The organism is Ruegeria sp. CDSC021, assembly GCF_059610845.1.
In genome coordinates this window covers 26,277-48,981 of the sequence record NZ_JBXWOK010000011.1, presented here as the reverse complement: position 1 = coordinate 48,981, position 22,705 = coordinate 26,277, and the positions used below count along the sequence as shown (strand labels likewise).

The 22,705-nt window shown below is 57.0% G+C and carries 22 protein-coding genes; 12 read left to right on the top strand and 10 right to left on the bottom strand.

The genetic code is table 11. The features are described from left to right. Positions 1-144 precede the first annotated feature (144 nt). The 3 genes from AC2FGB_RS15995 to AC2FGB_RS15985 all read right to left on the bottom strand — a co-directional run bounded on the left by AC2FGB_RS15995 (position 145) and on the right by AC2FGB_RS15985 (position 2,394). Complete coding sequence (locus AC2FGB_RS15995) at positions 145-909, bottom strand: hypothetical protein (protein WP_496694315.1); 765 nt, start codon at positions 907-909, stop codon at positions 145-147. Positions 910-1,111: 202 nt separating this feature from the next. Next, the gene (locus AC2FGB_RS15990) at positions 1,112-2,014 is read right to left on the bottom strand and encodes a DUF302 domain-containing protein (protein ID WP_142640381.1); all 903 of its coding nucleotides are present in this window, start codon (positions 2,012-2,014) and stop codon (positions 1,112-1,114) included. Then, positions 2,011-2,394: a DUF4345 domain-containing protein gene (locus tag AC2FGB_RS15985; protein WP_142640380.1), complete on the bottom strand. Its 384-nt coding sequence runs from the start codon at positions 2,392-2,394 to the stop codon at positions 2,011-2,013. The genes AC2FGB_RS15990 and AC2FGB_RS15985 overlap by 4 nt, the downstream gene beginning before the upstream one ends. Positions 2,395-2,571: 177 nt before the next feature. On the opposite strand from AC2FGB_RS15985, the gene AC2FGB_RS15980 reads away from it, so the two are divergent. Continuing rightward, complete coding sequence (locus tag AC2FGB_RS15980) at positions 2,572-4,134, top strand: arylsulfatase (protein WP_496791787.1); 1,563 nt, start codon at positions 2,572-2,574, stop codon at positions 4,132-4,134. Between the two features lie 336 nt (positions 4,135-4,470). Here the strand turns inward: AC2FGB_RS15980 and AC2FGB_RS15975 are convergent, their stop codons facing one another. Then, positions 4,471-5,373: a LysR family transcriptional regulator gene (locus tag AC2FGB_RS15975; protein ID WP_496694316.1), complete on the bottom strand. Its 903-nt coding sequence runs from the start codon at positions 5,371-5,373 to the stop codon at positions 4,471-4,473. Positions 5,374-5,463: 90 nt separating this feature from the next. Between AC2FGB_RS15975 and AC2FGB_RS15970 the strand changes: the two genes are divergently transcribed. Together AC2FGB_RS15970 and AC2FGB_RS15965 are read left to right on the top strand one after the other, a co-directional pair. Continuing rightward, complete coding sequence (locus AC2FGB_RS15970) at positions 5,464-6,195, top strand: pirin family protein (protein ID WP_496694317.1); 732 nt, start codon at positions 5,464-5,466, stop codon at positions 6,193-6,195. Between the two features lie 18 nt (positions 6,196-6,213). Beyond that, complete coding sequence (locus AC2FGB_RS15965) at positions 6,214-6,804, top strand: isochorismatase family protein (protein ID WP_496694318.1); 591 nt, start codon at positions 6,214-6,216, stop codon at positions 6,802-6,804. A 417-nt stretch (positions 6,805-7,221) separates the two neighbouring features. Here the strand turns inward: AC2FGB_RS15965 and glpK are convergent, their stop codons facing one another. From glpK to panB, 3 genes are all read right to left on the bottom strand, one after another. Continuing rightward, a complete protein-coding gene (glpK, locus tag AC2FGB_RS15960) occupies positions 7,222-8,700 on the bottom strand; it encodes a glycerol kinase GlpK (RefSeq protein WP_496694319.1) in 1,479 nt (492 codons plus the stop codon). Positions 8,701-8,769: 69 nt separating this feature from the next. Next, complete coding sequence (gene panC, locus AC2FGB_RS15955) at positions 8,770-9,612, bottom strand: pantoate--beta-alanine ligase (RefSeq protein WP_142638600.1); 843 nt, start codon at positions 9,610-9,612, stop codon at positions 8,770-8,772. Then, a complete protein-coding gene (gene panB, locus AC2FGB_RS15950; protein WP_496694320.1) occupies positions 9,609-10,448 on the bottom strand; it encodes a 3-methyl-2-oxobutanoate hydroxymethyltransferase in 840 nt (279 codons plus the stop codon). The genes panC and panB overlap by 4 nt, the downstream gene beginning before the upstream one ends. Positions 10,449-10,618: 170 nt before the next feature. Between panB and AC2FGB_RS15945 the strand changes: the two genes are divergently transcribed. From AC2FGB_RS15945 to AC2FGB_RS15920, 6 genes are read left to right on the top strand one after another with little or no spacing between them, the layout of a single operon-like run. Continuing rightward, positions 10,619-12,106 (top strand): ABC transporter substrate-binding protein, encoded by a 1,488-nt coding sequence (locus tag AC2FGB_RS15945; protein WP_496690263.1) that lies wholly within the window; start codon positions 10,619-10,621, stop codon positions 12,104-12,106. 27 nt (positions 12,107-12,133) lie between these two features. Then, on the top strand, positions 12,134-13,153 hold the full coding sequence (locus AC2FGB_RS15940) for a hypothetical protein (RefSeq protein WP_282022086.1): 1,020 nt from the start codon (positions 12,134-12,136) through the stop codon (positions 13,151-13,153). Between the two features lie 40 nt (positions 13,154-13,193). After that, positions 13,194-14,141, top strand: a complete 948-nt coding sequence (locus AC2FGB_RS15935; protein ID WP_282027660.1) for an ABC transporter permease — start codon at positions 13,194-13,196, stop codon at positions 14,139-14,141. Next, the gene (locus AC2FGB_RS15930; protein WP_496678434.1) at positions 14,138-14,953 is read left to right on the top strand and encodes an ABC transporter permease; all 816 of its coding nucleotides are present in this window, start codon (positions 14,138-14,140) and stop codon (positions 14,951-14,953) included. The genes AC2FGB_RS15935 and AC2FGB_RS15930 overlap by 4 nt, the downstream gene beginning before the upstream one ends. Further along, positions 14,950-16,548: an ABC transporter ATP-binding protein gene (locus tag AC2FGB_RS15925; RefSeq protein ID WP_496694321.1), complete on the top strand. Its 1,599-nt coding sequence runs from the start codon at positions 14,950-14,952 to the stop codon at positions 16,546-16,548. Before AC2FGB_RS15930 ends, AC2FGB_RS15925 begins: the two co-directional genes overlap by 4 nt. A gap of 32 nt (positions 16,549-16,580) precedes the next feature. After that, positions 16,581-18,032 (top strand): aldehyde dehydrogenase family protein, encoded by a 1,452-nt coding sequence (locus AC2FGB_RS15920; RefSeq protein WP_496694322.1) that lies wholly within the window; start codon positions 16,581-16,583, stop codon positions 18,030-18,032. A 3-nt stretch (positions 18,033-18,035) separates the two neighbouring features. On the opposite strand, the gene pncB is transcribed toward AC2FGB_RS15920, so the two are convergent. Beyond that, positions 18,036-19,328, bottom strand: a complete 1,293-nt coding sequence (gene pncB / locus AC2FGB_RS15915; protein WP_142638615.1) for a nicotinate phosphoribosyltransferase — start codon at positions 19,326-19,328, stop codon at positions 18,036-18,038. 165 nt (positions 19,329-19,493) lie between these two features. Between pncB and AC2FGB_RS15910 the strand changes: the two genes are divergently transcribed. After that, positions 19,494-20,027, top strand: a complete 534-nt coding sequence (locus AC2FGB_RS15910) for a hypothetical protein (RefSeq protein WP_496694323.1) — start codon at positions 19,494-19,496, stop codon at positions 20,025-20,027. Here AC2FGB_RS15910 and pncA read toward each other — a convergent pair. Continuing rightward, positions 20,024-20,617 (bottom strand): bifunctional nicotinamidase/pyrazinamidase, encoded by a 594-nt coding sequence (pncA, locus tag AC2FGB_RS15905; protein ID WP_496694324.1) that lies wholly within the window; start codon positions 20,615-20,617, stop codon positions 20,024-20,026. The genes AC2FGB_RS15910 and pncA overlap by 4 nt on opposite strands. Before the next feature lie 96 nt (positions 20,618-20,713). On the opposite strand from pncA, the gene trhO reads away from it, so the two are divergent. Together trhO and AC2FGB_RS15895 are read left to right on the top strand one after the other, a co-directional pair. Continuing rightward, positions 20,714-21,619 (top strand): oxygen-dependent tRNA uridine(34) hydroxylase TrhO, encoded by a 906-nt coding sequence (gene trhO / locus AC2FGB_RS15900; RefSeq protein ID WP_496694325.1) that lies wholly within the window; start codon positions 20,714-20,716, stop codon positions 21,617-21,619. A gap of 73 nt (positions 21,620-21,692) precedes the next feature. Next, the gene (locus AC2FGB_RS15895) at positions 21,693-22,196 is read left to right on the top strand and encodes a potassium channel family protein (protein WP_281973307.1); all 504 of its coding nucleotides are present in this window, start codon (positions 21,693-21,695) and stop codon (positions 22,194-22,196) included. Positions 22,197-22,209: 13 nt separating this feature from the next. Here AC2FGB_RS15895 and AC2FGB_RS15890 read toward each other — a convergent pair whose 3' ends face one another. After that, positions 22,210-22,539 carry a hypothetical protein gene (locus AC2FGB_RS15890; protein WP_271952366.1) on the bottom strand — a complete coding sequence of 110 codons (330 nt, stop codon included), beginning with the start codon at positions 22,537-22,539 and terminating at the stop codon, positions 22,210-22,212. Positions 22,540-22,705: the final 166 nt, after the last annotated feature.

Here is a 22,705-nt window from a genome sequence, read left to right as displayed (position 1 = left end):
TCGGTTGTCAGATGGATTTGATCCTCGCGTTCTCAATCAGGCTACCGGGGCTACAGGTACGGCAGATGTCCGGTTAGAGCCCCGAGCTGCCGATGCTGCGTAAATCGGCTGCAGCGGGTGCAATGCTCCCGCATTTGGGCGTTTCTAGCTTCGGCTGATATGATCGACGTAGGCGACAATCAACCGCCTGGTCGCATCCCGACCTTTCCGCAAGTCATCTTGATCAGGCTTCTTATGGTCTGTGCCCTTGCCACGGTGCCTGCCCAGAGCATTATTCGGATTATTGGATAGCTCGCCGATTGTTTTCCATTCATCTTCGGCATTTAACTCCCTCATCACTTTCCTAGCATTACCGAAAATGGTCTGAATGCGATCCCGAACTTCGTAAAGATGAACGAAGCAGTTCGCCTCATCTTCGAAGGACCTGTTCAAGCTTTCGGCCATTGCCCTGATCTCGGGGAAACGTGGTAAGGCGTCGGCGAACTTGGCTCGAAACCGAGCCTGTTCTGCGAAGCGCTCCGCTTGGGTGTCGAAAGTGACATTGCCGTCCTTGCCACGGATGATGACGTCTACGTTTGTTGGGAACGTTGACAGATTTAAGTGGCCCACTTCCGCGATGATGGTTAGGTCGGAACGCCCGTCGGGGTATTCACGGGTCAATCGTGCGGAGTTCAGAACGAACTGCTTACCTGTAACGACGGCTTGGCCCAAGAAGTTAGGCTCTAACTTCCGATGAGCCTCATCTCGAAACTCGATGCCTCGTTCATACTCAGACGGTATGAAATGCCCGCGAGCAACTCCTTGTTCGATATGTACACTACCGGACAGTATCTCGACATCAATAATCTCTTCGAAGAGGTCCTTCGGTTCGAAGGTCCATTCGAGAACAGTTGTTGCGTCATCATTCATTGCGAGACTCTCCAATACAGGGTATCAGACAACAGAGCACCGATGCTATCCAGGCGCTGAAGCGAACGGCTGGTTTGTCCGCATAGCAGACCTTGAAGCCCTCAGAACCGGCTCAATGTCCTACTGAAAATGTCGGATGACCGGTCTGAGCCCAAAGCAGCCTTTGCAAATCGATGCAAATCACTTCCGTTGCTTGCCACTTTCAGTCTTTGGTTGCGGCCAAACTCTTCTGTTCGAGTGCTTTTTTGAATGTGGCTGTAAGCCGCTCGTTCAACGCGTGGTGAGGTTTAGCAGATGAACCGTAGTGCAATTCTGCCAACGCGGCGATGTCGTTAAATATCACCACAGACCCTCCATTTTCGCCTGCATATACAAGAAGTTTCTGGCAAAATGCATCCAGACCAATTGCGGGGAAATCCGCCATTGCAACGCCGCCCGGCGCTGGCCCCCCAAAGAGAAGCAAGACAGCGTCAGGTAGCGTGACGCCATGCTTGTAGGCTTGCTTGGCGAAATCGATTTCACCAAACCAGACCGTATCGTCCTGTGCCGTCACAATCCTGGTCAGGTTTGATACTGCTTCAGCGACGCTAAGTGGGGAGGTCAGTTCGATAATGCCGAAGTCTGGGGTCAATCCATCTGTAGGTGCCGGTGTTGCGCCTGCACCATCCACTACCGCGTTAAGTCGGATCCCAAAGTTGTTGAGTGATTGCTGGTTGTCTAAAGAATGCCGGATCTTCAAAAATTCTGCGTTCGTATAAATGTCCTTGGCGGTTCCATCCTGCGCAAAGGACAACACCCGAAACGGCAGGTCTAAGCCTGCTCTGACATTGTCGCTCAGGATCGATGTGTTGATACTCGGGTCCGAAAATATTTGAACCCGTGACGGCGGCATCTCAACACCTTCTGCTGCTGCTAACCGCGCATGATCAATTGTCACAACTGAGTTGAACCCGGCGTCTTCCACTGCGCGCTCAATGGCAGCAAAACTGTTATCTACAGCCGCCTCGGCTGAGGACGCATATGCTTCGGACCCTCCGGTCAGCACCAGAGATGCTGCAACGAGACTAAATTGACAATGATGGATTAGATTTTTCAGGTCTTTCATTTGCTTTCCCCATTTTTGAGCAAGAGCATGAGTGACAGAGCAGCAAAAACCAGTTCGGCTATCAGATAAAATACCAGTATTGCCCCCGGCAGACCATCCAACAGGATGCTCAAAGCACGGCCGCCAGCAAGCCCTGCCATGAACAGAAAAAGTACCCACAGCGCGGACCGCTGCAACTTCGGCTTTGTCGACGCAACCAACCAAAACAGTGCGTTCGCCAGATAGAGGCCCATGATGGCGCGGAAGACATGCGTTTGGTTTACACCTTCGACGGGAAAACCCAACAGATAGGTTACGGAAGCCGACGGCATGAGGCCGTAAGATAACGCTATGGGCACAAGGCCCAAGGCAGCCAGGATCAATAACGAGCGTTCTGTCATGATACCGTTCCCATGGTTTCGATGTTGTTGGAGCGTCGCCTACTAACCCAGTATGGCACCCCCCTCCAACGGTATAAAGGATAGTATCTTATTCAGAAGTATAGATTATTGAAATGTAGTGTGGTCACCTAGTCGCGCTGTGGATAGGCTGCGGAAAGTAAAAAGGCGGAGGGACAAATGAAAACATTAGCGGCAATGACACTTGGGCTGTGTATCGTAGGGTCTAGCGTTTGGAGTGACGAAAGTGAGCGCCCAAACATACTCGTGATTATGGCTGACGACGTAGGATGGGCAAGCCTCGGCGTTTACCATGGGGGTATCAAAAGTATCGAGACCCCAAATCTCGACCAGCTTGCTTCCGAAGGTGTACGCCTGACGGATTACTATGCTGAACCCAGTTGTACGGCGGGTCGGTCGGCATTCATGACAGGACAAATGCCTATTCGAACAGGTATGCACACTGTTGGTCTCCCGGGCGATCCAGTTGGGTTGCACCCCGATGATCCCACGCTGCCAATGTTTTTGAAGAAATTGGGCTATACCACGGGTCAGTTTGGCAAAAATCATCTTGGAGACCTGAATGAGTTTTTGCCTACCACCAAGGGCTTCGACGAATATTGGGGTTGGTTGTATCACTTGAACGCAATGGAATACACAAGTGACCCAGACTGGCCCGATGACCCGGAATTCGTGGCGCAGTTCGGTCCACGTAACATCATCCATTCGTACGCTACCGAAGAAGACGACGAAACGATCGACCCTCGTTTTGGTAAAGTTGGAAAACAACGCATTGTCGATGATGGGCCCGCCCCACCAGGACGGCAAGCGACCTTGGACGATGAGGTAACAAATCACACCAAAGACTTCATTTCTCGCGCGGTAGAAGCAGATACTCCATTCTTCGTGTGGATGGCTCCGGCACGGGCTCATGTCTGGACACATCTTAGTCCCAAGTATGAGGCGATGCTTGGTGACGGTCGCGGTCTGCAAGATGTCATTATGAAAGAACTGGATGACAACGTCGGGAAAGTCTTAGCTCATCTGGTCGACCTTGGAGTGTCCGACAATACTATCGTCATGTTCACCGCGGACAATGGTCCGGAGACGCTGACGTGGCCGGATGGAGGCACGACACCCTTTCATGGCGAGAAAGGAACGACTTGGGAGGGCGGTTTCCGCGTCCCGGCGGTCATCAGGTGGCCCGGCAAGATCCCCGAAGGGCAGGTGTTGAACGGTATTTTCAGCGGCTTGGACTGGATGCCAACATTTGTTGCTGCTGCGGGTGGTCCGGCGGACCTCAAAGAGAAACTGTTAGAAGGTTATGAAGGCTTCAAAGTCCATGTCGATGGCTACAATCAACTTCCTTATCTGAGCGGAGAAGCGGAAGAGAGCAGCCGTCGGGAACTGCTCTACTACCAGGGAACGGACCTTCAAGCTGTGCGCTATAATGATTGGAAAGCTCATTTCGTAGTTCAAAACCATGGATGGTCTGGCCCAAAAGAAGAGTTGGTAGCTCCGTTGCTCTATAACTTGCGCAGAGACCCGTATGAGAAAGCAGCTGATGAAAGTGGCATGTATGTCCGTTGGATGGGAGAAAAAATGTGGGCGTTCGGGCCCGCCGCACGCATTGTGCAATCGCACTTGGCGACCTTCCAAGACTTCCCGCCGCGAGGACGACCGGTAGCAAATCAGAGCCACGTAGAAGAACAAACTTCCAAGGAAGGTGGCATGTCTCAGTAGAAAACTGAACTTCCACTATTCAAATGCAGGGCGAGCTTTCGTTGGACACAGCCGCAAGCTCGCCTTTGTGAAACTACATTTTTGGCGACCCAAACGGGTCATTACTTTGAGTAAATGGCCGACACTTTCTGATTTTTGTAAATGGCGGTTTGTCCGCATAGCAGACCTTGAAGCCCTCAGAACCGGCTCAATGTCCTACTGAAAATGTCGGATGACCGGTCTGAGCCCACAGCCGACATGTCTATTTCTCGCTGCGTGCGCTCGCAGCGCGGAAACCGCCGCGACCGCATCATTGCTAGCGCCGCTGAGCGCTACAAAAGCGGACCATTCCGTGCACTACGAACCTGATTGAGATCGGCACTGCTCGATGATGTGCTTGCGGACAGCAGCGACAGCGGGCATTGAAAGCCGCTGCGCACGACAAAGCAATGTGACCTTGACCGGTTTCAGCGACCAATCCGGCAGCAAACGAAAAAGTGTTCCGGCTGAGACGTCTGACTTTGCCAGTTGCTCAGGTAACATCGCGATTCCGGTCCCGAACATTGCCGCCGCACGGGCCAATTCCATTGTATTGACTCGGATGGCGGGCTCTGGACAAATGTCTTGTTGCACTCCGTCTGAGTTTCGAAACGACCAAATTGGCGCTTCCTGAGTACGCAAGATGACCGGCAGGCCTGGCAAGTCTGATGGTGTTCTCAAGGCGTCGAAACGATGTAGAAATTTCGGGCTTGCGAATGGCGCTCGCGGCGCAACCGGGAGAGACACAGCCACGTCTCGTCCTCTATCTCGTTCGCCCGTCCGAAATGAAAGGTCTATATCGTCGGTTGAAAAATCCGATCTGGCATCGTCTGCGTGTAACTCCAACTCAATTTCCGGATATTCGCGCTGCAGCCCCTCAATCATGGGCAGGAAAATTGTCTCCAGGAGACTGTTCGGTCCCGAGAGCGAAACGCGCCCTTCAACCCTGTCGCCTCTCTTAAGGCCAAGCTCAGCTTCGGCCTGCGCTGCGGCGTCAACCGATGCGACGCAAATGTTGAAAACCCGCTTGCCCGAAGACGTTGCCATGACCGATCGGCCAGATCGATCCAGCAGAGTGAGTCCAAGATCGGCTTCGAGCACGGCAATCTTCTGGCTGATAGCCGACTTTGTTGTTTTCAGATCAGCTGCAGCAGCGCTCATTGATCCGGCTCGGAGCGTGGCGACAAAGGCCTTGGTGCAGGAGAAATGCCTATCGTTCATAAATTCGAACGATAGTTTAATAAAGAGCTATTTTCCAGAACTAACGGCCTAGCTAGATTCTTCGCAACAAGGATGTACAGGAGCCGTATCGTGAGACAAGATTTGATATTCCATCCAGCCGATAGTCGCGAGCACAAAGACTTTGGATTCATGACTGCCCAGCTGTCTTTCAAGCCGCATCTGCAAACCGACCGGCAAAGGTTTGGCCCATTGATCACGATCGACGACGGCACGCTTGCACCTGGTGCTCAGGGGTTTGGCCTTCACCCGCACAAAGATGTTGAAGTGGTGACGTTTCTGGTCGACGGCTCCGTGGAACACATTGATCCAAATGTTCCGAGCCACAATGGCCGGATGTCTTCAAAAGGCATCCAAGTGATCACTGCAGGGACAGGCATCGTCCACAATGAGGTCAATGCTTCTTCAAGCGACCCAATGCGCGCGTTGCAGATCTGGTTTGAGCCCCACTCGCTTGGTCTGAACCCCGACTATGCGCGCAAGCAACTTGATCCGGGGGATTACACCGATGCCTTCCAACTTGTCCTGTCGCCGACGGGGGACAAGGAGTCTTTGGTTGCACAGCAAGATGTTCGCATGAATTACGGGCTGTTCACGACCTCTCAGACGCTCTCATTTCAACCCGCAGATCAAGGCCGCAGCATCTACGCCTTTGTCATCAACGGCTCCGGCGAAATTGCCGGAAAACGCCTAACCAAGGGTGACGGGGTCGGGATTGTGAACACACAGACGCTGTCGCTTGTGACACAGCCAGATCTGGAACTGCTGATTTTCGACTTACCACCTCTCACGCTATCAAACTGAAACTGAAAGGAAAAAGTGATGACCGCTAAGAAACCGAGCCCCCAAAATGCCGCCATGGTGCTGATTGACCATCAAATCGGTACAATGAATTGGGCCAAATCTGTTGATCGGGATCTGATCGAAGCACACACACGTGCGCTTGCAAGGGTTGCTATTGATCTTGGAATGCCTCTTGTGATGACATCCAGCATGGAAGAACACATGCAAGGGCCGCTGATGCCTGCGCTGGAAGAGCTTGCACCTGATGCTTATGCGGCCCGGGTGAAACGCCCCGGCGTGGTGAATGCCTGGGATGACAGTGCGTTCGCAGATGCAGTGCGTGGTACTGGCCGCAAGCATTTCATCATGGCGGGGATCACCACCGATGTGTGCCTTGCACCTCCCGCCATTGATGCTGCTGCCGAGGGTTTTGAGGTGACGGCTGTCGTGGATGCCTCTGGCTCGCCCACATCGCTGACAGATGAGATGGCATTTCGGAAGATGGAGCGCGGCGGAGTCGAATTGACCACGACGAGTGCACTTCTCGCCGATCTCGCGGTCAATTGGACCAGCGAGGACGGGCAGAAGATAATGGCGGTGTTGGGGGAAGAAATCCTCAGCCGGGGTTAAAGGTCGATGATCGATGGAAGGTTCGCTGTCCATCGATCGCCCTTCAATGTAGCTGTTCGTTCCTCAAGGCCGCGCCGAAGCGCCGTGCGAAGTCCATGAACATTCTTTGTTCTTTCGACCCCATTTCAAACAGAGAGACCATGTTGGCTTCCTGCGCTGCTTGGATTTCACAGGTTTGTGCCTGTCCGAATGTCTGAAAACGGGAAATTCGTTGCGCCGACAAACAGCAATCGCTGCGGACGCAAATGCTTTCTGCGTGAGCGAAAGCCGCAGCTGCACAAGTCCGGAAAGTCCGCTCTACCGACATTGACCATCAGCCTAACTCGCAGCACTGACTTGCCGTAGAAATTCACCGTTCGCACAGGTGGCCCCAAGAAACCCAACCTTGAACAAAGCAGAGCCCAAATGCGGCACCGATCAGAACGCCATGGCCGCCTGAACAGCGCGTTGCCAGCGGTCATAGGCGGCGTCGCGTTCCTCTGCGGATAGTTTGGGTTCGAACCGGCGATCCAGCGCCCAGGTTTCCGCGAATTCCTGTTGATCAGGGTAGATGCCCGCGCGCATACCGGCCAGCCAGGCCGCGCCCAGTGCGGTAGTTTCCTGCATCACGGGTCGGTCGACCTCGGCGCCGAGGTAATCCGACAGCCCTTGCATCGCCCAATCAGATGCGCTGGCACCGCCGTCGACGCGTAAGATGACATCGGTATCTGCGCCCCAATCGCCCTGCATGGCATGCCACAGGTCTCGGGTCTGATAGGCGATGCTTTCCAGTGTTGCCTTGGCAAATTCTGCCCGCCCGGAATTGCGGGTCAGGCCAAAGACCGCGCCCCGACAATCGGGTTTCCAATAGGGTGCGCCCAACCCGGTGAACGCAGGCACCAGCACAACGTGCTGGTTCGGGTCGGCCTGCTGCGCCAGCTCGCCACTTTCCGGGGCAGTTTCGATGATCTGCAGCGCATCGCGCAGCCATTGCACCGCAGCCCCTGCGACAAAAATCGAACCCTCAAGTGCATAGGTTCTTTGTCCGTCCAACTGATAGGCGATCGTCGTCAGTAGGCGGTTCTTCGAGGCGACCGGCTGTGGCCCGGTATTCAACAGCGCAAAACAGCCTGTCCCATAGGTCGATTTCATCATGCCGGGCTGAAAACAGGCCTGCCCGATAGTCGCGGCCTGCTGATCGCCCGCAACACCCAGAATCGGGATTTTTCCCCCAATCAGAGTCGTTTCTCCGAAATCCGAGGCGCAATCCTGTACCTCGGGCAGCATGGACATGGGCACATCCAACAGATCGCAGATCTCGGTGCTCCAACAGCCTTTGTGGATGTCGAACAGCAGTGTGCGGGCAGCGTTGGTGGCGTCTGTCACGTGGTTGCAGCCTTCGGTCAGGCGCCAGATCAGGAAACTGTCGATGGTGCCGAACAGTAGATCGCCTGCCTCGGCGCGGTCGCGGGCGCCGGGGACATTATCCAGTAGCCATTTGACTTTGGTGCCCGAAAAATACGGGTCCAGCAACAGCCCGGTCTGCTGGGTCACGTCATCCTCGCAACCGGCCTGCTTGTAGCGGGCGCAGATATCGGCGGTGCGTCGATCCTGCCAGACGATTGCGTTGTGGATAGGCTCGCCGGTCTGTTTATCCCAGACCACGGTTGTTTCACGCTGGTTGGTGATGCCGATACCGGCAATCTGATCGGGGGTTGCGCCAACGCTCTGCATCACCTCGCGGCAGACACGTAGGACGCTGTCCCAGATTTCCTCGGGATCGTGTTCAACCCAGCCTTCTTGTGGGAAATGCTGCGTGAATTCATGCTGCGCGGTGCCTGCCCGTTGCATGTCCGCGTCGAACAGAATGGCCCGTGATGATGTGGTGCCCTGATCAATGGCAAGAATATAGGTCACGCCTGCGCCCCCCTTCGCATTTGGTTTTGCGAGACTTTAGCGCAAACAGTCGGTTGCGTACCAGAGTGTTCAGACGGGAATATTGTCGATCAGACGCACTCCATCCGCCCAGGCCGCGGCAAACAGGCGGGCGGGTCGGTCCGCATGTGTCAGCGGGTTCAGAGATTCCGCACAGCGCAGTTGGATATATTCCACTTGTGTAAAACCTGCGGCCAAAAGATCGGTACTGGCCTGTGCTGCCAGTGTGTCGAACGGGGCGCCGTTCTTTAGCGCGTTGGCCAGATCCAGCATGATGCGGTGTTTGTGCGCTGCAATCTCCACCCCCTCGGGCGAGAGGCGCTGATTGCGCGAGGACATGGCCAGACCCGAGGGTTCACGCACCGTGGGGCAGCCGATCACTTCGATCGGGATATCCAGATCGCGCGCCATGCGGCGCACGACCAGCAGCTGTTGATAGTCTTTTTCCCCAAAATAGGCTCTGTCTGCCTGGGTTTGCAGGAACAGTTTGGCGACCACAGTGGCGACGCCATCGAAATGGCCGGGGCGGAATTCGCCCTCCATCACACTGGTCAGGCCAGTTACAGATACGGTGGTGGCAAAGCCTTGCGGGTAGATCTCGTCCGGGTCCGGCACATAAATTGCATCAACGCCATAGGGGGCCAGTTTCTGAGCATCTTCGATTTCGGTGCGCGGATAATTGGCCAGATCCTCGGGGTTGTTAAACTGCGTTGGGTTCACGAAAATCGTCACGATAACTCGGTCGGTGCCATTTTTGGCCGCCTCAACCAGAGACAGATGCCCCGGATGCAACGCGCCCATAGTTGGGACGACGCCGATTGCCTCACCATTCTTGCGCCAGTTGGCGGTCAAGGCGCGCAGATCGGAGAGGCGACGCAGGATCGGAGCGGTCATTTAACTGCGCCCTGTGACGGAGCCTGATTGGCAAAGACATGTTCATCGGCGGGGAAAGCGCGTGCGCGCACTTCGGCGGCGTACTCGGCGATGGCGGCCTCGGCCAGTGGCCCCAGCTCGGCATATCGTTTGACGAATTTCGGTTTGAAAGCGGTGAAAAAGCCGACCATGTCGTCCACCACCAGTATTTGCCCGTCACATCCGGCGGACGCGCCAATGCCGATAGTAGGGATGGCGACCTCGGCAGTGATTTGGTTGGCTAGACTCTGCGGGACCTTCTCTAACACAAGGGAAAAGGCGCCTGCATCAGCCACGGCATGGGCATCGGCCAGTACCGTCTGTGCCTGATCATCACGGCCCTGCACCTTGTAGCCGCCCAGCGTGTTGATCGACTGCGGGGTCAGGCCGATATGCGCCATCACCGGGATGCCGCGCTTGACCAGAAAGCGGATGGTTTCGGCCATTTCGACCCCGCCCTCTAGCTTGATCGCACCGGCACCGGTTTCCGCCATCAGGCGGGCGGCATTGCGGAACGCCTGTGAGGGGCTTTCCTCGTAACTGGCAAAGGGCATGTCGATGACCATCATCGCCTTGTCCAGCCCGCGAGCAACAGCCTGACCATGCAGGATCATCATCTCCATCGTCACGCCAAGGGTGGATTCCAACCCGTGTAGCACCATGCCGACACTGTCACCGACCAGAACAAAGTCGCAATGATCATCCATCAGTCGGGCCATCGGAGTTGTATATGCGGTCAGACTGACCAGTGGCTCGCCACCTTTTCGGGAGCGAATATCCACGGCATTCGGGGCTCTTTTGCGGGCGGTGGCGCTCATGCTCGCTCCTCGCGGTTCATGTTGCGGTGCGGCATAGCAGATTGGACCGGGCCAAAGATAGCCCGGTTGCGCGAACATTTCCTTGATTGACCTAAGGTTTAAAGGGACATTGGTCCGCAGACCGGTCCGCGACATGCAGGACCACACAGTTTCAGTGGGGAGACAACGATATGACAAAGCAGATGTTTCGGTCTTTTGCATCGGCGCTGGCGATTGGAGCCAGTTTGATAGCCACCCAAGCCCTGGCCAAATCCGACATCACCATCGCAATGCAGCTTGAGCCGCCGCATCTGGACCCGACCAGCGCTGCGGCACAGGCCATCGATTCGGTTGTCTATACCAATATCTTCGAAGGTCTGACCCGGTTCATGGGCGACGGATCGGTCGTGCCCGGGCTGGCGGAAAGCTGGGAGATATCAGACGACGGCACCGTCTATACCTTTAAGCTACGCGATGGTGTGACCTTCCACGATGGCACCACCATGGATGCCGAGGACGTCAAATTCAGCCTTGACCGGGCCCGCGCTGAAGACAGCGCCAATGCACAAAAAGCCCTGTTTGCCGGGATCGAAAGCGTAGAGGTCGTGGATCCGCTGACCGTCAGGGTCACCCTGTCAGGACCAAACGGGAATTTCCTGTTCAATATGGCCTGGGGGGATGCGGTGATTGTCGCCCCCGAAAGCATAGAGACGATCAAGACCAACCCGGTCGGCACCGGCGCGTTTGCCTTTGGGGACTGGGTGCAGGGGGACAGCATCACGCTGACGCGAAACCCCGACTATTGGGGTGATCAGCCCGCGTTAGAGTCTGCTACATTCAAGTTCATCTCGGACCCGACCGCCGCCTTTGCCGCCATGATGGCCGAGGATGTTGATGTGTTCGACATTTTCCCGGCGCCTGAGAACATGCCGCAGTTCGAGGCTGATCCGCGCTTTCAGGTGCTTGTCGGCTCGACCGAGGGTGAGACGATTCTGTCCACCAACAACAAGCAGCCGCCCTTTGACGACATCCGGGTGCGGCAGGCGCTGGCCCATGCCATCGACCGTCAGGCAATTATTGACGGCGCGATGTTCGGCTATGGCACGCCCATCGGAACGCATTTTGCCCCGCACAACCCCGCCTATGTCGATCTGACCGGCAATTCGGCGTATGACCCCAAGAAGGCCGCGCAGTTGCTGGCCGATGCGGGCTATGCCGAAGGGTTCAAGACCACTCTGCACCTGCCGCCGCCTTCTTACGCTCGCCGCGGAGGCGAGATCATCGCCGCACAACTGGCCGAGGTCGGGATTGAGGCTGAAATCATCAATGTCGAATGGGCGCAGTGGCTGGAATCGGTGTTCAAGGGCAAGGATTTTGGTCTGACTATCGTCAGCCATACCGAGCCGATGGATATCGGCATCTATGCGCGGCCCGACTATTATTTCCAGTATGACAGCATCGACTTTCAGACGCTGATGGAGACGTTGAACGCCACCACCGACCCTGATGAGCGTACCCGCCTGTTGGGCGAAGCGCAGCGTCTGATCGCAAATGATTACGTCAACGGGTATCTGTTCCAGCTGGCCAAGCTTGGCGTTGCCAAGGCTGGCGTTCAGGGACTTTGGGAAAACGCACCCACAGCGGCCATCGACCTGACCGCCATCAGTTGGGCGGAATAAGACCAGTTCCAGAGAGGAGACCGGCGCATGAGAAGATCAACCCTCGTTGCGTTGATGATTGCGGTTTTAGCCGTGATTGCGCCGGTCGCCAAAGGGGATACGCCGCTTGAACAGGCGGTGACACTGTGGCTGGAGGGCGATGATGAACGCGCTCTGCCACTGCTGGCGGATCTGGCGGCTGATGGCAACGCGCAGGCTCGTCTGCTGTTGGGGCGAATTGAAACCGCCGATCTTGGACCATCTCCGTTCCGCCAATCGCTGGGCCGAAAGGGTTCGCGCAAGCTGTTTCGTCAAAAAGACCTGACGGCCTTTGGCCGATCCTGGCTGTTGGTCGAGGCGAAAGGTGGAAATGAGCTTGCCCAAGCGCTGTTGGATGCCAAACGCCCCACACCAGACCCGAAGCTGATTGCACAGCTCAATGCGTTGGGAGAACATCAAGCTACGGACTACCCGACGCGAATTGTGGCGCTCTATGGCGATCCAGAAATGCGCGGCGATCTGTTGGCGGATGGGCAGCTGATGCAGGACCTCAAACCTTATCTGAGTTATCTGACGGTCGATCCCGAGCCGCGCGGCGACGGTCTGGCAGCGCTGCGCCACATTCAGCCTGATCCAGTTGACATGAATTCCGATCAGGCGCTGGGCATGGCGGGGTTGCTGGCCCTGGGGCTGGGATATGGCGATCTGTCTGTGGACAATAGCTGGCGCCCGGCGGTGGAAAACTGGTTGATGACATCCCAGTCGACCCGCCCCATCGCGCAGCTCTGTTCTGACCAATGCGGGGCCGAGGCACCAAACTGCGCCTTTGCCTTCCTTGCCCTGTTTGGCGGCTATTTCGAGGTCATCCGCATCGACAGCCCGCTGGAAACGCTCATCCCGCAGGAGCAGTTTCTGGACAGTCCTCGCGCGCGCCTGATGGTCCTTCGTCGGGCGGCACTGGCCCGGACCGAGACAAATCTGGAAACGCTGGTGGACAGCGCACCCGCGGCGAAGCTTTCGACCTGCGCGACTGATTTGGTCCGGCAAGAGCAGCAGTCCTACAAGTAGCTGTTGCGTAGGCGCCGCTCGCACCCGTAACCTGTTTGTAATGCTACGCTATGCCCTCAAACGTCTGATTTCGCTGGTGATCAGCCTGGCTATCGCCTCGGTGGTCATTTTTGCAGTGATCGAGGTCGCGCCGGGCGATCCGGCATCCTTCATGCTTGGCGTCAACGCGCAGGCGGACACGCTGGCCGCGCTGCGGGCCGAGCTGGGGTTGGATGTGTCCAAACCGCAGCGCTATTTCAACTGGGTCAGCGGAATGCTGGTCGGGGATTTCGGCACTTCATACACCTATCGCACGCCGGTGTCGCAGATGATTGCGGACCGACTTTGGGTGTCGCTGCCGCTGGCGCTTTATGCACTGACCCTTTCAACCCTGATCGCCTTTCCCGCAGGGATTTACGCTGCTGCGCGCCGGGGGCGGCCCGGCGATGTGGCGGTCATGGGGGCCACACAGCTCGGCATCGCCGTGCCAAATTTCTGGTTTGCCATGATGCTGGTGCTGGTCTTTGCCATCAATCTGCGCTGGTTCAACGCTGGAGGGTTCGCAGGCTGGGACGATGGGTTTTGGACCGGTCTACACTCGCTGACCCTGCCAGCCATAGCGCTGGCTCTGCCACAGGCGGCGATTCTTGCAAGGGTCATGCGGTCGGCCCTGCTGGATATTCTGGGTGAGGATTTCATGCGCACCGCACGGGCCAAGGGCCTGTCCCGCCGACAGGCGCTGTGGCGTCACGGGGTGCGCAATGCGCTGATCCCGGTGTTGACCATCATCGGGCTGCAGTTTTCCTTTCTTCTGGCCGGGTCCATCATTATCGAACAAGTGTTTTACCTGCCCGGCCTCGGGCGGCTGGTGTTTCAAGCGATCTCGGCCCGCGATCTGATCGTGGTGGAATCCGTGGTCATGCTACTGGTTTTTGCAGTGATCACGGTAAATTTTCTGGTTGATCTCGCCTATGCCGCCGTTGACCCCCGTCTGAGGAGCAGGACATGAGCCGCAACCTCATCCTTGGTGCAGTACTCTCCTCGCTGGTGGTCTTGGCGGCTGCACTTTCCTTTGTCTGGACGCCCTACGCGCACGCCGCGCTGAATATTCCCGCCAAGCTGCAACCACCCAATGCGCAGCACTGGTTTGGCACCGATCATTTTGGGCGGGACATGTTCTCAATGATCATGGTGGGTGCGCGCACTTCAATCGCTGTGGCCTTGGTGGCGGTGGGGATCGGCATGACATTGGGCGTGCCACTTGGTCTGGCGGCAGCGGCGCGCAAAGGCGCGTGGCTGGATGAGGTGATCATGCGCGGCAACGATCTGGTTTTTGCTTTCCCGTCGTTGGTCATCGCCATCCTGATCACCGCCGTTTTCGGTGCCGGGGCGGTCAACGCCATCATTGCCATCGGTATCTTCAACATTCCGGTCTTTGCCCGTATCACCCGTGGCGCTGCGCTGTCGCTGTGGGAGCGAGAGTTCATCCTGGCCGCCCGGGTCTCGGGCAAGGGTGCGGCGCGGATATCGGCGGAACATATCCTGCCGAATGTGGCGAACTTGCTGATCGTACAGGGCACCATCCAGTTCAGCCTTGGCATTCTTGCCGAGGCAGGCCTGTCCTATGTCGGGTTGGGTGCGCAACCGCCTACGCCCAGTTGGGGCCGGATGTTGGCAGATGCGCAGACGATGGTCAGTTTTGCCCCGCATTTGGCTCTGATTCCGGGGCTTGCAATCATTGTCACTGTTTTGGGGCTGAACCTGCTGGGCGACGGTTTGCGGGATTGGCTGGACCCCCGAATACGGGTGGCGCGCGCATGAGCTTGCTGGAAATCGAAAATCTCAACCTGTCGATTCATGGCATGGACATCCTCAAACAGGTCAGCCTGTCTGTTGCGTCGGGTGAGATCGTCGCCGTCACCGGAGAAAGCGGTTCGGGCAAGTCCATGACGGCGTTGGCGGTGATGCAACTGCTGCCAAACGGTGCGGATGCCGCGGGCGCGATCCGGTTGGACGGGCTGGACCTGCTGAACTGTTCCGAGGATGAGATGTGCGCCCTGCGTGGCGCCTCGGTAGGGATGGTGTTTCAGGAACCCATGACCGCGCTCAACCCGGTCAAAACCATCGGGGATCAGGTGATGGAGACAATCCTGATCCACAAAGCCATGCCTACTGCACAGGCCCGGTCCCGTGCCGAAGAAGTGCTGACGCGCGTCGGCCTTCCGCCCGAAAGGTTCCCTCTGTACAGGTATCCGCATGAGCTGTCCGGTGGTCAGCGTCAGCGCGTGGTGATCGCCATGGCCATCGCGTTGCGCCCAAGGTTGCTGATCGCGGACGAACCTACGACGGCGCTGGACGTCACTACGCAGGCGCAGATTCTAGACCTGCTCACGGGGTTGGTGCGCGAATACGACATGGGATTGCTAATGATCACCCATGATCTGGCGGTTGTGGCCGATATGGCCGACCGGATCATCGTCATGCGCTATGGCGAAGTCGTCGAGGCCGGCGCCACCGAACCCTTGCTGCGGAACATGCAGCACCCTTATACACGCATGCTGTTCCGGGCTTCGGGCCATCAGGTCAACCTGCCGGAACCCAAACCGACACAGCCTTTGCTTGAGGTTGCACAGGTGGTCCGGGATTACCGTTTGCCCCGAAAGGGCTTGTTTGATGCGCCGCGACACCACAGGGCTGTGGCTGGGGTCAGCTTTACACTGAACAAAGGCGAGCGCTTAGGCCTGGTCGGAGAGTCCGGGTGCGGAAAATCGACCCTAACACGGGCTATCCTGGGGCTGGAAGAGGTGCAGAGCGGCCAGATTCTGCTGGACGGGCAGCCAGTATTCACCGGGCACAAACCCAATCTGGCCGTCCGGCGTAAGATGCAGGTTGTGTTCCAGGACCCCTATGGCAGCTTCAACCCCCGACACCGGGTCACGCGCCTGATCACCGAGCCGTTTCACCTGCTCGAATATCCCCCAACCGGGTCCGAGCGGCAGGATCGGATCGCCGAGATTCTGACAGCCGTAGGTCTCAGCCCCGATGACGCGGGTCGGTACATTCACGAATTCTCGGGCGGGCAGAGGCAGCGTATCGCCATCGCCCGTGCCCTGATCATCCGGCCCGAACTGATCTTGTTTGATGAGGCGGTCTCGGCCCTTGATGTTTCTGTCCGAGCGCAGATCCTTGATCTGCTGGCCGAGCTCTGCACCGCCTATGACCTGACTTATCTGTTCATCAGCCACGATCTAAGCGTCGTGCGCACCATTACCGACCGGGTTTTGGTGATGCAGGCGGGGCAGATTGTCGAACAGGGTGAGACCGAACAGGTCTTTTCCAACCCGCAGCACGTTTATACCCAAACCCTGATTGCCGCTGCACCTATCCTGCCGGATATCGGTCAGGATGTGGCGTAAACTTCAATGTTAGAGACGAAATGGAGCCTGACATGACCAATCCCCTGTGGTTCGATCCCAGCTTGTGCCTGATTGGCGGTGCATGGCAGCGCCCTGCCTCGCAGGCCGATCTGCCGCTGATCAACCCCTCGGACGGATCTGAACTTTGCCGGATCGCGCGCGGAGATGCCGGTGACATCGACGCAGCCGTGGCCGCGGCCCAAAAAGCGTTGGATGGGGACTGGGGCCGCAAATCCGCGTTAGAGCGCGGGCGCATTCTGACCCGGTTGGGTCAGATGGTGCTGGAGCGTGTCGATGATCTGGCCGCGTTGGAGGCGATGGATGTCGGCAAACCCCTGACACAGGCGCGCGCCGATGCGGTGGCACTGGCGCGGTATTGTGAGTTTTACGGAGGCGCGGCGGATAAGGTGATGGGCGAGACAATCCCTTATCTGGATGGCTATACCGTCTATACCCTGCGTGAACCGCATGGTGTGACGGGCCACATTGTGCCGTGGAATTATCCTATGCAGATCATCGGCCGCTCTGTCGGGGCGGCTTTGGCGATGGGCAATGCCTGTGTGCTGAAGCCAGCGGAAGAGGCCTGTTTGACCGCGCTTGCCTTTGCCCATCTGGCGCAGCAGGCCGGGTTGCCGGCGGGCGCTTTGAACGTGGTTCCGGGGCTGGGGGCCGAGGCCGGGGCGGCGCTGTCGGCGCATCCGGGGATTCAGCATGTGTCCTTCACCGGCTCCGTTGCCACCGGCGCGTTGGTGCAACAGGCCGCTGGGCATAACGTGGTGCCAGTGACGCTGGAGCTGGGCGGGAAATCCCCGCAGCTGGTGTTCGACGATGCAGATCTGGATGCGGCCCTGCCATTTCTGGTGAATGCGGGCGTTCAGAACGCAGGGCAGACCTGTTCGGCCTCCTCCCGCGTTCTGGTGCAACGCGGAGTGTATGAGCAGGTCAAATCGCGCATGGCCTCGGCCTATTCCGAGTTGACCGTTGGGCCCGCGTCCGAAGATTTGCGCCTGGGGCCCCTGATTTCAGCACGTCAGAAGGACATCGTGACCGGATTTATCGACAAAGGCGCAGATCTGAATATCGTGGGCCAGGGGCCGATTGTTGGCCACGCACCCGAGACTGGCGCCTATGTGCAACCGACCCTGTTTGCCGACGTACCCGCTGATCATGTTTTGGCACAGGATGAGATTTTCGGCCCAGTCCAAGTGCTGATCCCCTTTGAGACCGAGGAAGAGGCCCTGCAGATCGCCAACTCCACCGATTACGGGCTGGTTGCCAGCATTTGGACACGCGATGGTGCGCGGCAGATGCGGCTGGCAAAGAAGTTGCGGTCGGGGCAGGTGTTTATCAACAATTACGGCGCTGGCGGCGGTGTGGAGCTGCCCTTTGGCGGTGTCGGGAAATCCGGCCATGGTCGCGAAAAAGGGTTCGAAGCGCTGTACGGGTTCTCACAGGTGAAAACGGTAGCTGCGTTTCATGGTTAGGGCCTAAACGATGACCTCGATTGGCTGTTGCACGCCGACGCCGAAGACACGTTTGTAGCGCTCGATCTGATCTGCCGGACCCATCGCTTTTTCCGGGTTGTCCGACAGTTTGACCGTCGGGCGACCATTGGCCGAAACCGCCTTGCAGACCAACGAGAAGGGTGCCAGCGCGTCATCGGGAACCAGCCCTCTGAAATCATTGGTCAGCAGCGTGCCCCAGCCGAAGGATACTTTGGTGCGGCCTGCAAACTGACTTTGCAGTTCGCGGATTTTGCCGACATCCAGACCGTCAGAAAAGATCACGCGTTTCTGTTTGGGATCCTCACCGCGCGATTGCCACCATTTGATCGCAGTTTCTGCACCGGTTGCCGGATCACCGCTGTCGATTCTGATGCCAGTCCATCCCGCCAACCAATCTGGCGCGTCGTCCAGAAAACCCTTGGTGCCATAGGTGTCAGGCAGGATGATCCGTAGGTTGCCGTCATGTTCCTCGTGCCAATCGCTAAGCACGTCATAGGGTGCCTGCGCCAGTTTCTCATCAGTATCAGCCAGCGCAGAGTAAACCATGGGCAACTCGTGGGCATTGGTGCCGATGGCCTCGACCTCGCGCCGCATGGCGATCAGGCAGTTCGAGGTGCCGGTAAATGCAGGGCCCAGACCTTCGATCATGGCTTGGACGCACCAGTCCTGCCATAGAAAGGAATGCCGCCGTCTGGTACCGAAATCGGCGATGCCCAGCCCCTGAATCCCTCGTAGATGTTCTATTTTCTCCCATACACGGGTCATCGCACGAGCATAGAGAATTTGTAGCTCGAACCGCCGCATCGCATTCAGCACCGAGCGGGATCGCAGCTCCATCAGGACTGCCAATGCGGGAATTTCCCACAGCATGACCTCGTGCCATTTGCCTTCAAAGGTCAATTCGTACTGATCACCTTTGCGTTCAAGGTGATAGGGCGGCAGTCGCAGGTTCTCGAACCACCCCATGAAATCCGAACGGAACATCTGACGTTTGCCATAAAAGGTATTGCCGCGCAGCCAAGTGCTTTCCCCCCGGCTCAGGCTTAGTGACCGAATGTGGTCCAGCTGTTCGCGCAGCTCCCCCTCATCAATCAATTCAGCCAATGGAATGTGATTCGACCGGTTAATTAGTGAAAACACCACATCCGTTTGGGGCTTATTTCGAAACACTGACTGGCACATCAGCAGTTTGTAGAAGTCTGTGTCGATTAAAGACCGGACAATCGGGTCAATCTTCCATTTGTGATTGTATACTCGCGTCGCAATATCGACCATTGGGAACTCCTGCGATTTCCGTTGTTAGATCAATAGGTGCGTGGAATGGCAAGAGTCGCTAAATTGATGACAATGACAAGGTCAAGTCACAATGCGAGCATATTGTGGGGTCTTTTCACCGGTTAGTGGAAAGAGGGGGATGGATAGTCGAGGTTTAGTTAGTGAATGGTTCTCGAGTACGACTTTGATATTGTAACGATCGCTTCGGGGGAAAACGATCCGGAGACGACCCCGTCAGGGGCGCAAAACGGACGCAAGGTGCGTGCGCTGTTTCGGAATGTGAAAACAGCCGATGCATTGCGGGCAGCGTCACCCAAAATACGCAAAATTTTTCATGATGCCGGTTTTGGTCTGGATTCGACGCGCAGCGAGATTACCCATGGATATTACCGTCCACAGGATACGGCGGACAGGGATCGCATTCTGCGAACCTTGTTTCACAATATCCGGACGACGGGAGTCAAAGGCGAATATTGCGGCGAGTTTGATTTCCTGAAGTTCATGAACGATGTAAAAGCCGCCAAGCCGCGCGCCGGGTTGCCCAAAGAGGTTCCGATGTGGAAACCCAGGCCACAGCAGGCGGAATCGGTCGGACCAAAGCGCCGAACTGTACCAGGCCGGGTTGGGTTTGCTTTGGGGTTGGCGGTGATTATCTTTGCACTGCTCAAGTATCTGGCGGCTGCGGGGGCAACCCCTTAAATCAGCCGAACGCCAGCATCTTTCATCGCGGTCTCTGCCGAGGCCAATGACCCATCCAGATTAATTGCCCGGCAGGCTCTCATCTGAACTGACACGTCGAAACCCAGCCGCGCTGCGTCAACCGCAGAGTAGTAGACGCAGAAATCCGTGGCCAGTCCGACGAGTGTCAGTCTCTCGATTTCACGGGTGCGCAGATACCCTTCCAACCCGGTGGGCGTGGTCTGGTCGTTCTCAAAGAACGCCGAATAGCTATCGATGTTGCTGCGGAACCCTTTGCGCAGGATCAGATCGCCATCCGTACGCAGGTTCGCATGAAATGCTGCCCCATTTGTTCCCTGCACGCAGTGATCTGGCCACAAAACCTGAGGCCCATAAGGCATCTCGGTCATGTCATAGGGGTTTTTGCCCGCATGGCTGCTGGCAAAGGACGAATGCCCCGCAGGGTGCCAGTCTTGAGTCAGGATCACCGCGTCAAAATCTGGCATCATCGCGTTGATCGGAGCCACGATCTCATCTCCGCCGGGAACCGCCAACGCACCGCCGGGACAGAAATCGTTCTGAATATCGATCACAATAAGGGCATGGGTCATGGGGACCTCCTTCGGTTGCGTTATCGGTAGTGGGCGCGACAAGGGGCGTCAATCCGGTCTCTTGCGACTCTGTCCGCGCGGGTTTAGACCGCGCGCATGTATACGATCGCTGCTCTCTATCATTTCACCCGGTTCGCCAACCACGAAGCCCTTCGTGAGCCCTTGCTTGAGCTGTGCCGCGCGCAATCGGTCAAAGGGACGCTCTTGCTGGCACAGGAAGGGATCAATGGCACTATTGCCGGACCCCGCGCTGGCATTGACGCGGTTTTGGCCCATATCCGTGCGCTGCCCGGCTGTGCTGATCTGGAGTGGAAAGAGGCCACGTCTGACCAACCGCCATTTGGCAAGATCAAGGTACGCCTGAAAAAAGAGATCGTGACCATGGGCCAACCGGATATCGATCCGCGCGCCCGTGTCGGCAATTATGTCGAGCCCGAAGACTGGAATGATCTGATCCGCTCGGATGATGTGGTGGTGATCGACACCCGAAATGATTACGAGGTGGCAATCGGTACGTTTGAGGGTGCGTTAGACCCTGAAACAAGCAGTTTTCGTGAATTCCCTACCTGGTGGGAAGAAAACAAGGACCGGTTCCACAATAAGCGTGTGGCGATGTTTTGCACGGGTGGCATCCGGTGTGAGAAATCCACCAATTACCTGTTGGGTCAGGGGGTCGAGGATGTCTATCACCTGAAAGGTGGCATCTTGCGATACCTCGAGGAAATGCCCGTCGAGAACAGCACCTGGCAGGGCGAATGCTTTGTGTTCGACAACCGCGTATCTGTTGGGCATGGGCTGGTCGAAGGGCCGCACAACCTGTGCCATGGCTGCCGTCGCCCGATCCTTCCCGAGGATGTGAAACGTGCCGAATACGAACACGGCGTGTCCTGCCATCAATGCATAGAGGAAACCTCTGAGGTCGACAAAACCCGGTTCCGGGAACGTCAAAAACAGATCCTGCTGGCACGTCAACGGGGACAGGAGCATCTGGGCGCAGACTGATTTGCTGAAATCTGGTTGCCACGCAGGACAGTCCACCGGATAATCCCGGAGATTTCAGCGCGTTGGAGGTTCCATGTCCCGAAAACCCACGACTTTGGAAGAATGGAAATCAACGCTGCTGGCGGCAGCCGCAATGGTGGTTGCCAGTTTCCTCGCATGGTTCGGTCTGTCCCGTCTGAGCGAGGGCACCGCAGGTGACACGATCGGTACGATCGCCTCTGTGGGGCTGGTTGTGTGGATGGTGTCTCAATCCTGGTTCTATATGACTCAGGTGAAATCACCGCGCCGCATTCTGTTTTTGATGGGTGTGTCCTTTATTCAGGTCGTTCCGTTCCTGTTCGCCGCTGCCTATGGCGCATTCGGGTACCAGGATAATTGCGTCATCGGGGCGCAAGGGCCCGCTGATATCCTGTATTTTTCTTATGTTACATTCACCACCGTTGGGTACGGCGATATGTCCCCAACCGGGCTGTGCCGCGCCCTGGCCGTGGCCGAGGCGGTGACCGGCTATATCCTACTGGGCCTGTTCGTCGCGGCGGCGGTGGCGTTGTATGCCCGCAATCATAGTCCGGATTAGGCTCTGATTTCGTCTATTTGTTTTGATCTATCCAACGTGACATCATCTGTTTGTCGCGAAAACACTCCGACGGGATTGGTCGGCGTTTGCTGCGCGAGATACGTTCGGCAAAGGCAACCTGCTTGCCGGTCGGGTAATTTGCAAATGGCGAGGGATCATCAGGTTTGTGTTTGGAAATCCAGGCAGACATGGACTGACGGTCGCGCTGCGCCTCGACCGGAATCTCAAGTGCAGTTTGCTCCGCGATGGCGCGGGCATAGCGTATCTGCCGATCGGTGGCGGGCAGCAGGTGATAGTCGTTTGTCGGGCCGTGCGGGGCGGTGTTTCGCAATGAATGGGCCATCGGTTGATCCTCTGACTATGTAGAACATAAATAGAACATTTACCGAAAATTTCAAGCCGCGGCCTGTTGGAATTGGCAGGAAATCGCTCTGGATCAGTTTTATTGACTGCTGAGTCAATAAAATATAAACGCGGAGGAAACAGCTTCTGATCAGGGAATCCCCACA

What these genes read in the sequence shown, in the direction of transcription:
- AC2FGB_RS15935 (WP_282027660.1), top strand. Translation starts at nt 13,194, where the DNA reads ATGCTACGCTATGCCCTCAAACGTCTGATTTCGCTGGTGATCAGCCTG.
- pncB (WP_142638615.1), bottom strand. Translation starts at nt 19,328, where the DNA reads ATGGTCGATATTGCGACGCGAGTATACAATCACAAATGGAAGATTGAC.
- AC2FGB_RS15980 (WP_496791787.1), top strand. Translation starts at nt 2,572, where the DNA reads ATGAAAACATTAGCGGCAATGACACTTGGGCTGTGTATCGTAGGGTCT.
- AC2FGB_RS15920 (WP_496694322.1), top strand. Translation starts at nt 16,581, where the DNA reads ATGACCAATCCCCTGTGGTTCGATCCCAGCTTGTGCCTGATTGGCGGT.
- panB (WP_496694320.1), bottom strand. Translation starts at nt 10,448, where the DNA reads ATGAGCGCCACCGCCCGCAAAAGAGCCCCGAATGCCGTGGATATTCGC.
- AC2FGB_RS15985 (WP_142640380.1), bottom strand. Translation starts at nt 2,394, where the DNA reads ATGACAGAACGCTCGTTATTGATCCTGGCTGCCTTGGGCCTTGTGCCC.
- pncA (WP_496694324.1), bottom strand. Translation starts at nt 20,617, where the DNA reads ATGACCCATGCCCTTATTGTGATCGATATTCAGAACGATTTCTGTCCC.
- AC2FGB_RS15890 (WP_271952366.1), bottom strand. Translation starts at nt 22,539, where the DNA reads ATGGCCCATTCATTGCGAAACACCGCCCCGCACGGCCCGACAAACGAC.
- AC2FGB_RS15925 (WP_496694321.1), top strand. Translation starts at nt 14,950, where the DNA reads ATGAGCTTGCTGGAAATCGAAAATCTCAACCTGTCGATTCATGGCATG.
- AC2FGB_RS15995 (WP_496694315.1), bottom strand. Translation starts at nt 909, where the DNA reads ATGAATGATGACGCAACAACTGTTCTCGAATGGACCTTCGAACCGAAG.
- AC2FGB_RS15940 (WP_282022086.1), top strand. Translation starts at nt 12,134, where the DNA reads ATGAGAAGATCAACCCTCGTTGCGTTGATGATTGCGGTTTTAGCCGTG.
- AC2FGB_RS15930 (WP_496678434.1), top strand. Translation starts at nt 14,138, where the DNA reads ATGAGCCGCAACCTCATCCTTGGTGCAGTACTCTCCTCGCTGGTGGTC.
- AC2FGB_RS15990 (WP_142640381.1), bottom strand. Translation starts at nt 2,014, where the DNA reads ATGAAAGACCTGAAAAATCTAATCCATCATTGTCAATTTAGTCTCGTT.
- AC2FGB_RS15975 (WP_496694316.1), bottom strand. Translation starts at nt 5,373, where the DNA reads ATGAACGATAGGCATTTCTCCTGCACCAAGGCCTTTGTCGCCACGCTC.
- AC2FGB_RS15945 (WP_496690263.1), top strand. Translation starts at nt 10,619, where the DNA reads ATGACAAAGCAGATGTTTCGGTCTTTTGCATCGGCGCTGGCGATTGGA.
- panC (WP_142638600.1), bottom strand. Translation starts at nt 9,612, where the DNA reads ATGACCGCTCCGATCCTGCGTCGCCTCTCCGATCTGCGCGCCTTGACC.
- AC2FGB_RS15895 (WP_281973307.1), top strand. Translation starts at nt 21,693, where the DNA reads ATGTCCCGAAAACCCACGACTTTGGAAGAATGGAAATCAACGCTGCTG.
- AC2FGB_RS15910 (WP_496694323.1), top strand. Translation starts at nt 19,494, where the DNA reads ATGGTTCTCGAGTACGACTTTGATATTGTAACGATCGCTTCGGGGGAA.
- AC2FGB_RS15965 (WP_496694318.1), top strand. Translation starts at nt 6,214, where the DNA reads ATGACCGCTAAGAAACCGAGCCCCCAAAATGCCGCCATGGTGCTGATT.
- trhO (WP_496694325.1), top strand. Translation starts at nt 20,714, where the DNA reads ATGTATACGATCGCTGCTCTCTATCATTTCACCCGGTTCGCCAACCAC.